Annotated in this window: 12 protein-coding genes; all 12 read right to left on the bottom strand. The window is 72.8% G+C overall.

Annotation, left to right across the window (positions count from 1 at the left end):
* The 12 genes from ACIQ7Q_RS05280 to ACIQ7Q_RS05225 all read right to left on the bottom strand — a co-directional run bounded on the left by ACIQ7Q_RS05280 (window position 1) and on the right by ACIQ7Q_RS05225 (window position 12,182).
* On the bottom strand, window positions 1-576 hold the full coding sequence (locus ACIQ7Q_RS05280; RefSeq protein WP_403856505.1) for a phage tail protein: 576 nt from the start codon (window positions 574-576) through the stop codon (window positions 1-3).
* 37 nt (window positions 577-613) lie between these two features.
* A complete protein-coding gene (locus ACIQ7Q_RS05275; protein WP_403856503.1) occupies window positions 614-2,575 on the bottom strand; it encodes a putative baseplate assembly protein in 1,962 nt (653 codons plus the stop codon).
* Window positions 2,575-2,997: a GPW/gp25 family protein gene (locus ACIQ7Q_RS05270; protein WP_403856501.1), complete on the bottom strand. Its 423-nt coding sequence runs from the start codon at window positions 2,995-2,997 to the stop codon at window positions 2,575-2,577. The genes ACIQ7Q_RS05275 and ACIQ7Q_RS05270 overlap by 1 nt, the downstream gene beginning before the upstream one ends.
* Window positions 2,997-3,314, bottom strand: coding sequence for a PAAR domain-containing protein (locus tag ACIQ7Q_RS05265; RefSeq protein ID WP_403856499.1), 318 nt, complete (start codon window positions 3,312-3,314; stop codon window positions 2,997-2,999). Before ACIQ7Q_RS05265 ends, ACIQ7Q_RS05270 begins: the two co-directional genes overlap by 1 nt.
* 32 nt (window positions 3,315-3,346) lie before the next feature.
* Window positions 3,347-5,194: a VgrG-related protein gene (locus tag ACIQ7Q_RS05260; protein WP_403856497.1), complete on the bottom strand. Its 1,848-nt coding sequence runs from the start codon at window positions 5,192-5,194 to the stop codon at window positions 3,347-3,349.
* Window positions 5,191-5,913: a LysM peptidoglycan-binding domain-containing protein gene (locus ACIQ7Q_RS05255; protein WP_403856495.1), complete on the bottom strand. Its 723-nt coding sequence runs from the start codon at window positions 5,911-5,913 to the stop codon at window positions 5,191-5,193. The genes ACIQ7Q_RS05260 and ACIQ7Q_RS05255 overlap by 4 nt, the downstream gene beginning before the upstream one ends.
* A 57-nt stretch (window positions 5,914-5,970) precedes the next feature.
* A complete protein-coding gene (locus ACIQ7Q_RS05250; protein WP_403856493.1) occupies window positions 5,971-6,396 on the bottom strand; it encodes a phage tail protein in 426 nt (141 codons plus the stop codon).
* 29 nt (window positions 6,397-6,425) lie between these two features.
* Window positions 6,426-8,129, bottom strand: coding sequence for a hypothetical protein (locus ACIQ7Q_RS05245; RefSeq protein WP_403856491.1), 1,704 nt, complete (start codon window positions 8,127-8,129; stop codon window positions 6,426-6,428).
* Window positions 8,130-9,492: 1,363 nt separating this feature from the next.
* Window positions 9,493-9,651, bottom strand: a complete 159-nt coding sequence (locus ACIQ7Q_RS05240; RefSeq protein ID WP_164992666.1) for a DUF6760 family protein — start codon at window positions 9,649-9,651, stop codon at window positions 9,493-9,495.
* Window positions 9,648-10,148: a hypothetical protein gene (locus ACIQ7Q_RS05235; protein WP_403856488.1), complete on the bottom strand. Its 501-nt coding sequence runs from the start codon at window positions 10,146-10,148 to the stop codon at window positions 9,648-9,650. Before ACIQ7Q_RS05235 ends, ACIQ7Q_RS05240 begins: the two co-directional genes overlap by 4 nt.
* Window positions 10,145-10,585: a phage tail protein gene (locus ACIQ7Q_RS05230; protein ID WP_210573033.1), complete on the bottom strand. Its 441-nt coding sequence runs from the start codon at window positions 10,583-10,585 to the stop codon at window positions 10,145-10,147. The genes ACIQ7Q_RS05235 and ACIQ7Q_RS05230 overlap by 4 nt, the downstream gene beginning before the upstream one ends.
* Window positions 10,586-10,619: 34 nt before the next feature.
* Window positions 10,620-12,182, bottom strand: coding sequence for a phage tail sheath family protein (locus tag ACIQ7Q_RS05225; protein ID WP_403856486.1), 1,563 nt, complete (start codon window positions 12,180-12,182; stop codon window positions 10,620-10,622).
* Window positions 12,183-12,196: the final 14 nt, after the last annotated feature.

The raw sequence follows: 12,196 nt of genomic DNA, 5'->3' as shown, positions 1-12,196 counted from the left end.
TCACCTCCCTTCGTCAGTGGGCGGGCCGGGCAGGACCTCCACCCGGAATGCCGTGTGCACCGGGCACATGGCCCGGGCGATCTCGTGGACTCTGGCCACGTCCACGTCCACGTCCACCTGCGCCTCGCGGCCCGGCCACAGCCGGAGCAGGATCTCGGCGGCGGGCTCCGGCGGCAGTTCGGCACCGGCGGTGCTCGACCACCACGCGCCGCCGTCGCCGGTCACCTCGGCGTGCACGCCCAGCGCGAGTTGCAGGGCCTCGACCAGTCCGCGCTTCGTGCCGCGCCACCGGTGCAGCTCCACCGCGCGGACGACCGCCTCGCGGCGCAGCTGAACGGGCCACCCCGGGTCGTCGGCGGTGCCCACCCACGACGCCAGCCAGGCCAGGAAGTCGGTCGGGGTCACCCGGGGGTCGAGGTAGGCGGGCAGGTTGTCGAGGGTCGCGAACACCGGGGCGAGGACGATGTCGAGGCCGGCGGTGAACCGCTGCGCGAAGTCGTCGTCGGCGTACAGGGCGGGCAGTTGCTCACCGATCGGATACCGGCTCGGCAGACCGGGCACGGCGGCACGGCTCATGACCGTATCCCCGGCTGGGCGGCCGTGTCGGTCATGCTCATCCCCGTGCCCCCGGTTCGAGCGCCGTCACGACCACCTGGTGCTGGTAGGAGAAGACCAGCGCGCCCGCGGCCACGTCGATGCGGTCCGCGGGGGCGCCGCGGCGGCCGGTGATCGGGTCGGCGGGGAAGAGGAGGATCTCCTCCACGAGGGCGTTGCCGGTGGCGTTCTGCAGGATGCCGAAGACCTCGCCGTACTGGACCGGGCGCCCGAAGGGCCAGCCGGTGCCGTCCGGGCCGCCGTGCAGGGGGTTGAGGTGGTGGAACAGGGCGTCGAGGGCGGCCTCGCGGACCCGGTCGGAGTCGGCCGGTGCCGTCGCGAGGCGGGCCACGACGGTGATGCCCTGGTAGACCGGCGGCTCCACGACGAGGCGGGTGCCGATCAGGCGTCGCTCGTCGAGGCTCGCGGTGATCGCCTGGAGTACCTGGTCGGAGGGGATGAGCTGCTCGAAGCGGAGCCGGTCGTCGCCCTCGTCGGCCACCGCGTCCGGCACCACGAGGACCCGTACCGCACCCGGAGCGTCCGCGGCGGGCAGACAGCGGACCCGGCGTACCGAGGGCGCGGCCTGGCGGCTGATGATCTCGTAGTCCTCGGCGGTCACCGCGCGTTCCTGCATCCGCAGCACTTCCGGCGCCCGCAGTTTGGCGTTGGTGATGGTCTCTCCGGCGACGCCGCCGCGCGCCGCCTCCCGGTTGGTGACCTGTGCGATGTACGGAACGGAGCTACGCAGCACGTTGATCGCGCCACGGGCGACATTGCCCGCCGGGCCGCCGCCGGTGCGGTAGCGGGCCACCCGTATCCGGGCGCCCTTGGGCGGCACGGCGCCGCACTGCCGCAGCGTGCCGTCCGGTTCGCGCAGTACCGGGGGGAAGCCGAACTCGCCGGTGGTGGCGTCGACGCGGACGTGCCGGTCGGCGGGGCCGGAGCGGCCGAAGTGGTCGACCACGTCCCAGCCCTGCCAGCCTTCGGGCGAGGACACCTCCACCACGGGAGGCTCGCGGTCGAGGAGGACCGGTGGACGGCCGAGTCGGAACGTCTGTCCCGCGACGCCTTCCGAGGTGCCGAGCGGTACGTCGGTCACCGTCTCGGCGTGCTCGACGGACATGGTGCCGCCCACGGTGAGCACCTCCGCCTCGCGCACCGTCGGGGACTCCGAGTAGAACGGCTGGCCCGGCTCCGGCTCGGTGACGCGGCAGCGCAGCCAGCCGGCCCGGGTGCCGCCGATCACCGACGCCGTGTGCCCGGCGGGTACGTGCACGATGACCTCGCCGGGCCGGTTCAGGCCGCCGGTGGTGTCCTCGCCGGTCTCGCACAGCGCCCAGCCGCCGCCGTCCCACGCCTCCCACACCAGCGGGGGCTGGCGCGGGTCCACGCCGACGCCCTCCACCCGGCTGTCCAGACGCACTGCGACGATGCAGCGCGGCACCGCCGTCGGCAGGCCGAACAGCAGCGCGTCGCCCGGCTCCGGTGTCGCCTGGAAGCAGGGAATGTCGTGGCCGTCGGCGAGCGTGCCGGTCATGTCGGTCTGCGCACCGTTCCGGGGAGCGGTCACCAGACGCGTCAACTCGCTCGGCACGATGCGCAGTTCGTCCGTGGTCGTGAACACCACGGCGTCGTCGTTCTCGCCGCCCGCGGTGGTCACCTCGGTGCCCGGAGTCAGGGTCACCGTGTCGGGCTGCGGCGCCGACAGCCAGAAGTCGACGTCGGCGAGGGCCGCGGCCGGCGGGAACAGGCGGATGCCCAACAGGTCGAGGAACGCGGTGTAGTTCTTGTCCGGGACCCGGTTCAGCCGGTAGAGCAGCTGGTCCACGAGGTAGGCGAACGTCTCGATCAGGGTGACGCCTGGGTCGGAGACGTTGTGGTCGGTCCACTCCGGGGCGCGCTGCTGCACGTACCGCTTCGCCTCGTCGACGAGTTGCTGGAACCGTCGGTCGTCCAGATTGGGGGAGGGCAGGGCCATCAGTCCGCGACCACTTCCTCGGCCCCCTCCTCGGAGGGGATCGTGTAGAAGGGAAAGACCAGGTTGCGCCGGTCGTTGGTGGAACGCTGGGTGTAGTGCACGTCGATGTAGAGAGTTCCGTCCTCAATGGCGTCGAAGGCGACCACCACGTCGTCCACCGCGATCCGCGGCTCCCACCGCTCGAGGGCTTCGCGCACCTGCTGCGCGATACGTCCGGCGGTGGCGCCGTCGCCGGGGGCGAAGACGTAGTCGTGGATGCCGCAGCCGAACTCGGGGCGCATGGGGCGTTCGCCGGGCGCGGTGCCGAGGACCAGGCGGATCGCCTCCTCGATCTCCCGCTCCCGTTCGACCATGGCGATCCCGCCGGTCGGCCCGACCCGCAGCGGGAACGCCCAGCCGCGGCCGATGAACCGTTCGCTCATCACACGCCCCCGATCAGCACGTTGGGGGCGCCCAGGACGACCATCGCGCCGCACGTGGACTGGTCGCGCTGCCGTGCGGCCGGCAGGCCGCCGATGAGGACCTGGCCCTTGGCGAGCGAGCTCGGGTCGGGCTTGATCACGTTGGCCGGCCCCAGGGCGGCATGCGGCGGGATCGGGCAGACGACCAGGCTGCCCACGACGGCGGCGGGTTTGCCGCCGATCCACACGGTCGCCACGGACCTGGCGGCCATGGGCGGCGGGGTGCCGACCGTGCCGCCGTGGCTGGTCTGGTCACCGGTACGGGCTGCCATTGGCATGCGGTGCTCCTTGGGCAGGTGGAGGTCGGGGGTCAGTTGATCCGGATGAGCTTGGCCTTGAGGACGGCGAGCAGACCGCCGTCGACGGTGACGCCCGTGCGGCCCTTGATGTTCACGTTCTGGGCGCCGTCGATGTCCACGCTGCGGCCGCCGATCTTCACCCCGACCCTGCCGTTGATGTCCACGTTGCGGCCCGAGACGCTCACGTCGCCCCGGCCCGCGTCGACGGTGATGCCCTTCTTGTCGAGCACGACGGAGCTGAGCGGGCTGCTGCCCTTCCTGGCGTACACGGTCAGCTCGATCTTGCCCTTCCGCTGGTCGACCTTGATTTCGAGGCGCTCGTCGGCGGAGGCGAGCCGGAGCCCGGACAGACCCGGTGTCCTGGCGTCCAGGAGCTCCAGCCGGTGACCCGAACGCGACACCATGGAGCGGCGGTTGACCTTCCCGGTGGTCTTGTCGATCAGCGGGACGTTGTGCGGCGACGGCTTGTCGACGCCGTTGTAGAGCCCGCCGATGACGTACGGGCTGTCCAGCAGGCCCTGCTCGAATCCGACCAGGACCTCGTCGTTGACCTCGGGGCTCACCACGCCTCCGCCGCCCTTGCCGCCCCACTGCACGGTGCGCACCCAGTCGGTGGTGTACGTGTCGTCCAGCCAGGGGAACTTCAGCTTCACCCCACCGTTCTGGGCGCCGGCCGGCTCGCGTACGTCCGTCACCACGCCGATCGCCAGGCCCGGCATGCGCGGGCCACGGGCCGGCGCGTTGGCGCCGGTCACCAGGCCGGTCAGGGAGCGGTCGGGGCTGGCGCTGACCCACACCGTCGTGCGGTATCCGCCGTGCGGTTCGAGGACGTGCTGCACCGCCGTCGCCGTGTACTTGCCGGAGAAGGCCTGCCCGACGTTGCCGAGCGCCACGGGCTTGCCGGCCCGCAGCAGCGGGTTGCCCTCGGCCACCACCTCCAGCTCCCCGAAGCCCGCGCTGACCTGATCGGCCACCGCGTCCGCGACCGCCTTCGTCTCGGCCTGGGTGCGGTACGGGGTGTCGGTGACGGTCAGCTTCGAGGTCTTGCCGAACCGGGCGGCGAGCGCCGGGCTCAGGCCGGGCACCACCGTGTCACTGTTCACCGACGGCATCTTGGCCACCAGCGGGCGCTTCGTGGTGATGTCCCAGCCGCGCACCTCCACCTGCTGCGCACCGTCGGCGGCCGACAGGGAAGCCCGTATCGCGAGCAGGTTCCGGCCGTACTCCAGCACCATCGCGTTCTTGGCGGCCGAGGTCGAGGGCGCGGGCGCGCCGGACGCCTTCGTCGGCTTGGTGAACTGCAGCATTCCCTTGTCGTCGACGCGCACCTGCGCGCCGCTCTCGGCCGCCAGGAACTGAAGGAAGTCCCAGTCGGACACGTTCGCCTGCGAGAGCTGCTTGTAGGTGACCGGCGCGGCCTGCACGGTGCCGCAGGTCAGCCCGGCCCCCTGGGCGACCTTGCGGACGATCGCCGACGCCGTCATGTTCCGGTACGCCACCACCTTCCGGCCCCGCTGGAGACGGTGCGCCTTGGAGTAGGCGCGCACCACCGTGAACGAGCCGGTGCGGTCGCGGTCCACCTCCAGGGCGGTCACCTCGCCGTTGAACAGCCGCTCGCGGGCCTGCCCGGTCACCGTCATCACGGAGACCTTGAGCGGGGTGCCGATGGTGATGCCGGTCTTCTTCAGGAACTCGTGGTCGGGGTCGCGGAAGGTGAGCACCGCCGCGTCCGGCAGGCCCACGTTCTCGTCGACCACGCAGCTCACCAGCTGGGCGGCCCAGGCCGGCGGAAGTTCGCCGGGCGCCTCCACAATGGGGTCCGCCGCGAACGACCGGCCGTCCCGTGCCCCGCCTGTCACTGTTCCTCCTCAGCGTCCGCGTCGCTCATGGCCGGCACCACCAGTTCGGTGCCGGGTGGGAGCGCCATCGGGTCGTCGATCTCGTTGGCCTCCGCGATGACCCGCCAAGCCGTCGCGTCGCCGTACTCCTGCCAGGCCAGCAGGGCCAGGCTGTCGCCCGCGACGACGGTGTGCGTGCTGCGGGCGGTGCGCGAGCCGGAGGTGGGGTTCTGGCCCGCCGGGCCGACGCTCGCCTCCTCGATCGACAGCCGGCAGGTGGCCCGTAGCGGCTTGCCGTCCACGTCGAACAGCGTGTACGACACCGACAGGCTGGAGAGCACCCCGTCGAACGACGTCGTCCGCGCGCTGCCCCACTCGAACCGCACCCACGGGCTGGCCGGCTTCTTGCGGCCGAGGCTGGCCTTGGTCGGCACGCAGGCCTTCATCAGCTTCTCCACCGCCTGCTCCACGGAGTTGTCGTGTTTGGCGGTGGCGTCCAGGAACACCTCGAGGCTCAGCGTGCGCGGGCCGCTGCCGACGAACTCGGGCAGCGCCGACTCCGCCGCCATCCGGGACGGTGTGCGCCGCCACTCGGTGGTCTTGCTCAGCTCCAGGGTGGAGGGGTTGAACTGGAGGTTGATCCGCGCGAGCGTCCCGCCGGGCTTCGCGCCGACCGAAGCGGGGGGCTCCTTCAGGGTCAGTTGAGCCCTGGCTCGACTGGTGCGTGACGTTTTGGCCATGCCAGGACTTCCTTTCCGGGACGATCACATGGGTGGCGGACGGTTCATGACAGCGGGTCAGGAAGGGCTCAGCCCTTCGTGGGCGATCTCCAGCGTCTCCACCGCCGCCTCCGAATTGCCGGGGTCGAAGGACGGCCCCTGCCAGCGCACCGGGACGATCCCGAACACCTGCCAGCTGATGATCTTGGTCAGGTCGGGTTTCAGCGCCACGATCTCGCCGTCCTTGGGCTCCACCCGCTTCAGCGTCTCGTCGAGCCAGCGGGCGATCTTCGCCGTGTCCTTGGTGACCGGCCGGGTGAGCGTGATGTTCGACCAGGTCACCCGCCCGGGCAGGTGATGGGTGAAGCCGTTGTTGCCGCCCTCGGCGTAGGTCTCGATCTCCACCTCGGCGCCCATGCCGGAGCAGGTGTGGAAGGCGCCCAGGTCGTTGCCGCCGATCGAGAGCCTGAAGAACACGCTCGTCGCGAAGATGTTGTCCGTCATTCGTCCGTCATCCGTTCCGTCCCGGGCCCTCAGCGGCGTCCGTCGTAAGGGCGGCCTGTACGTTCCCGTCCGCGCCGCAGCTCGGTGCGCAGCAGCCGGGCCACCGGGTCGATCAGGCGGCGGGCCAGGTCGTCCAGGTCGAGGCCGGGGTCCTGCGGTGTGTCGGCACGGTGGGCGGTGCGCTTACCGGTGGCAGAGGTCGCCGAGGCCGACTGCGACCGGCCGCGCACCGGATCCGACGTGACCGGTTCGGCGAGGTTGCCGGCGGCGGAGGCGGGCCTGCGACGGCTCGTCGGCCGCTCCTTGGCCAGGTCCCCGGGGAGTACGGAGTCGTCCGCGCTGTAGGGCGCGCGCTGGACCGGGGTCGCCGCACGGCCGGTCCGGCCACCCGGCGCCGTGGTCCGGAGCCGGACCACGGGTACGTCGGCCGCGGGTGCCGACGCCGACGGGGCCGACGGGTGGTCCGCGAGCGGCGGGGTCTGCGGGGCGGTCACCGGCAGGGCACGCGCCGGTGCGGCGGCCGGGCCGCGCGTCCCGGGGCTCTCGTGGTGGGGCGGCGCAGGCCGGACGACCGGGACGCGCTGCACGGCGACGGTGGAACCGGCCGTCCGTACACCCGAGTTGTCCGGGCCGGGGAGCGGGCTCTCGGCCCGCTGGACCTGCGGTGTCGCCGGGGTCGCCGGTCCTGGAGTCGGAGTCGCGACCCGCTGCACGTGGGGCGTCGCCGGTGTGGCCGCCGGGCGGGCGGGCGTCCCGGGGTCGCCCTGGCCCTGAGGGGCGGCCGGTTCGCCCGGCCGGCGCATCGGCACCACGGGACGGGTGCCGGGGCGAGCGGCGGCGGGCTGTGACACGCCTTCCGGGGCCCGGGTGTTCAGGGTGAGCGGGCGCGCGGGGAGCAGCTGGAGAGTACGGGGTGCCACCGGGGCGGAGGGCGCCGCGGAGCCGGTCACGGTGAGCGGGTGCGGGCCGGTAACGCCGGGGGTTCGAGTGGCGCCCGCGGTGCCGTGGGTGCGGGGTGCCGTCGGGGCGGAGGGCCGGTCGGCGGAAGGGGTACGTGGGGTACGGGCGTCCGGTGTGCCCTCGGCCAGGGCGCGGGCCACGACGACCGGGCCCGGGGCGCCGGGGACTTGGGGACGTTGCGTGCCGGGGCGTGGCGCGTTTCCTGCCGGAGCTGCCGGAGCTGCCGGGCCTGCCGCTCCCATGGTGCCTTCCGCCGCGGCGGCCGAGGGCGGTGTCACCAGGGGTGTGGCGGGCCCGTTTCCGTGGTCCGTGGGGTGGCCGGGCGAGGTGGTGCCCCCGGTGGAGGAGCGGTCCACGACACTGCGCTGTACGTCCACCGACCCCAGCAGCGGTGCGTCCGCTCCGCTCTCCGTGCGCGCGGGCTCGGTCGGCGTACCAAGGTCGCGGTCCGGCGCGGCTGCGGAGCCGCGGTCGTCCTGTCGGGCCGGGGCACGCTGGATGTCCGGGCCGGGCGTCGGGCGAGCAGCGCGGGTGCCGGACGCGGCCGAACCCGGCACATCGGCGCTCGGCGGCAGCGCGGGCAGCGGCGCGCCCAGCCCGCCACGCGCGCGTGCCCCGGAACGGCCTGAGACGGAAGTCCGGCGCGGGGCGGGGCCGTTCTGAACCGTTCCCTGCACGCCGCCGTCGGACCCGCCCGTGCCGTCCGCTTGGCGCTGGACGATGGGAAGCGCCGGACCGGGCGCGGGCTGCGAGGCGGGGGTGCCCGAGGCCAACGGCGTGGCGGTGGAGGGCAGTTCGGCCAGCGGGGCGCCGAGGGGAGCGCGGCTGCCCGGGCGCGTGGCGGCGCGCTGAACGGGGGTGATCGAGGGCGCCGGTGCGGAGGGCGGGCCGGATGCGTCAGGGACTGCGGGCGGCGCCGGAGTGACGGCCGGCCGCAGGGAGGGGACGCGACGCGCGGGTCCGGCCCGGTGCCGGGCGACAGTGAGGCTGGGCCCCGCCGGGCGGAGTCGGACGGCAGGGTGGGACAACTCGACGCCGGAGGAAGGAGATGTCTCCGACCGCGACCCCGTCGTCCCCGTAGCGGCGCGCTGGACAGTCGGCCCGGAAGGCGTACGACTCTCTGAGCCGGCCGGTGCTCCGGACGCGGGCGCGCTGGGCCGTGTCGCCGGGGCGGGCCGGTCCACGGTTCCGGCGGCGACTGCACCCGGGACCACCGCGATCCGTCGTACCAGCGGAATCTCCCGACGGGTGGCCGGGCTGCCGGTGTCGGCGGGCGTCACGACCGGGGCACTGCCCGGCTCCACGGCCCGTTGGACAGGGGGAAGCGACGAGGAGAGTACGGCGGGGGAATCCGCGGACGTGATTCCACGGCTCCGCGGAGCGCCGCTCGGCGCTCCGCTGGCTGTGTCGATATGCGTCTCCGCCGCGGGGCCGCGCTGTGTCGTCGGTCCGCTGCGCCATCGTGGCTGGTCGCGCAGTTCCCCGCGCCCCTTCGGGGCGCTGGGCGAACCCGGCGTATGAGACTCGCCCGAACCGGAGCCCGACGTACCGGACGAGCCCGAACCGGACGCCGCCGATCCGGACGACCGCGCCCCCGGGCGCGTCCGACGCGCGACGGGCGTTGCCGCGGCGGCCGACGGCCGGCCCGCGCTGCCGGCGTCCGACGCACCGTCCTGCGGTCCGTCCACCCCCTCCTGCCGCATGGCCCTGAGCAGCAACGGCCCACCGGCGGTGCGGGTGGGCCGTGGGGCGGCGGGGCGGGTGACGCCACGGACCAGGCCGGTCGGAGCGGTGGGCATCAGGGCGTGGCCAAGGCCGTTGTCGAAGGACGGGTTCTGCCAGGCGGCGAGCCTCGAACGGAAGGCGAGGCCGTCGCTGACGCCCAGCGGGGCGCGCGCCACGGTGAGGACCGGCGGCGCGGTACGACGCCAGCCGCCGTCCCAGTCGTCCGGCACGGAGGAGGCAGAGGCACCGGACGTGCCCGCGACGGGCGAGCCGCCCGTCACAGACCCGGACAAATCACCGGCTTCGGACCGGCCGGCCACCCCGGCGCCGGAGTCCTCGGTACGCCGCGGACGATCCGCGGTGTCCGCTTCGGCGGCCCGGCGGCGCAGCCTGTCCCGCCATGCCATGTGCTCAACCGCCTTCGTTCACACGGGTGTTGATGCGGGCGATTTCGGCCACCCACTGCTGGCGTTCGCCGTGGGTCAGGTCGAGGATCTCCTCGCGTTGCCAGTGGAAGTGATAGGCGATGTACGCGATCTCCTCCCGGAGCCGGGGAAGCGCGTACGTCACGATTCCCCCAGGCGCCCACCCGAGAGGTCGACCTCGAAGCCGCCCTCGCAGTGCGGGCAGGTCACCGCCGCGCGAGTGTGGCCCTCGCTGTTGACGCGGCGGTAGAAGTCCTGGAGGAACGCGACGTCGGTGGCGTACATCCGCTCCACGATCCCGGCGTGCACATCGCTGATCGAGCCAAGCCGGGTGATCACCTGGCTCAGCAGCACCACGCTCAGGTACGCCGGGTTCTCCTTGACCCGCAGATCGATCTGGGGTCGCAGTTCGTCACGGGCGGTGGCCAGGCGCATCGTGCCGTGCCGGTGCACCGTGCCCGCCTCGTCCACGTATCCGCGCGGCAGCTCGAACTCGAACTCGGTGCGCAGATTGTGGTCCTCCCGCGGCGCGGGGGCGGGGGCGGCCGCCGGGGTGGCCGCCGCCTGCTCCGACACCTGGGCGGGCGCCGTCGCCTGGAGGATCTCGTCCAGGTTGCCCGCCGTGACCGTACGGCGCCTCATTCGACGACGATCTCCTCGAACGTGATCGTGACGGACTCGGTTGCCGGAGACGACTCGCCCGCCTTCAGGGACGGGCCCTCCCACTTGGAGGCCCAGCCCTGCATCAGCTGGATACGGCGGACCGTGTTGCCCTCGGTGTCCTTGATCTCGATGGTGAGGTTCTGCCGCGCGGTGTTGACGGCGCCGTTGTTCAGCGTCTCCTTGATCCACTTGGTGAACTCGCTGCTCTGGTCGAGTCCCCGGGTGATCGTGATCTCACCGGCCTGGCGCGCGCCGGGCTGCTTGCGGATGATCTGCTTGCCCTGGTCGCTGACCTGCTTGACCTCGACGACCTCCTCCTCGACGGTCAGCCCGCTGATCTCCTGGATCGACTCGACCAGGTAGCCGCCGAGCTGCACGCCGAAGACGTGGGTGGAAAGAGCATCGCCCGTTGCCATGACTGTCTGTCACCTTTCCTTGAGGACCCGCAGGTCACTCGTCGATGAGGCTGGTGCTGTCGGAGAACTGGGCCAGCCGGAACACCACGAACTCGGCGGGCTTGACCGGCGAGACACCGATCTCGCAGACGACCCGGCCCTGGTCGATGGACTCCTGCGGGTTGTTTTCGCGATCGCACTTCACGTAGAACGCCTCTTCGGCGGTACGGCCGAACAGCGCGCCCCGGCGCCATTCCTCCTGGAGGAACGCCGTGACGTTACGGCGGATGCTCGCCCACAGCCGGTCGTCGTTCGGCTCGAAGACCACCCACTGGGTGCCCAGGAGGATGGACTCCTCCAGGTAGTTGAACAGCCGGCGCACGTTCAGGTAGCGCCAGGCCGGGTCGGAGGAGAGAGTGCGGGCACCCCAGATCCGGATGCCCCGGCCGGGGAAGGCCCGTACACAGTTCACGCCGATCGGGTTCAGTAGATCCTGCTCGCCCTTGCTGAGCCGGATCTCCAGGTCGACGGCGCCGCGGATGACCTCGTTCGCGGGCGCCTTGTGCACACCGCGCTCGGCGTCGCTGCGCGCCCACACACCGGCGACGTGACCGCTCGGCGGGACGGTGGTGTTGCGTCCGGCTGCCGGGTCGAAGACCCGCACCCACGGGTAGTAGAGGGTGGCGTACCGGGAGTCGTAGCCGGCCTCGTCGTTGCGCCAGGTGCGCACCTGCTGGGCGTTGAGCCCGGGCGGGGCGTCCAGGACGGCCACGCGGTCGCCCATCTGCTCGCAGTGCGAGATCACGGCGAGCTGCACGGTGCGGACGCCCTCGGCGTCGATGTCGCCGCGCTGGTAGGCGCTCATCAGGTCCGGCACCGCGACCATGGTGATCTCGTCGATGCTCTCCAGGCCACCGAACCCGGTGCGGGCCGCGGAGTCGCCGACGTACTCGGCGGCGTCGAGGCGGGCCACTTCGCCGGCGCCGTTCGTGGCGGGCGCGGCCGGGGCGTCGGGCAGGGCCACGGTCCCCGCGGCGGGCCTGCTCTGGGTGGCGCCCCGCTGCTCGGTGACCTCGATCAGCTTGGAGGCGCGGGCCTGGTTGACCAGGTAGCCCTTGACGTTCTTGCGGGTGGAGGCCTCGTACGTCTCCACGACCTCTTCGCCCCTGCGGACCAGGAACTTGAAGCGGTCTTCGGGCGTGTTGTCACCGTTCGCGTCGGCAACCTCCACCGACACTCCCGAGACGCCCGGCTTGGCCGCGACCAGGAAGCCGCCGAGCTCGACCGGCTCCACTGCCCTGGCGTCCTGCTTGCGCTGGGCGCCGTTCGCCGACGGGCCGGAGGCGTCCTCGGCCGCGCCGCCGATCCGCACCACGTACGCGGCGCCGCCGCCGTTGGCGAAGTACCCGTAGACGGCGTGGGGCAGGTAGGTGCCCTCGGTGAAGCCACCGAACTCCTGGGTGTACTGGTCCCAGCTGGTGACCAGCGTCGGTGCGTGGAAGGATCCGCGCTCGGCGAACCCGACGAACGCGGCGACGGCAGTGCCGACCCCTTCGATCGGTCGGGCACCGGACTGCACCTCCTCCACGTACACGCCCGGGGTGAGGTACGTCGGCATGCTTGCTCCTTCAC

The sequence above is a fragment of the Streptomyces sp. NPDC096176 genome, assembly GCF_044763255.1.
Classification (GTDB): Bacteria; Actinomycetota; Actinomycetes; order Streptomycetales; family Streptomycetaceae; genus Streptomyces.
The sequence above is the reverse complement of the archived record's forward strand: the minus strand, read 5'-3'. Positions and strand labels throughout refer to the sequence as shown.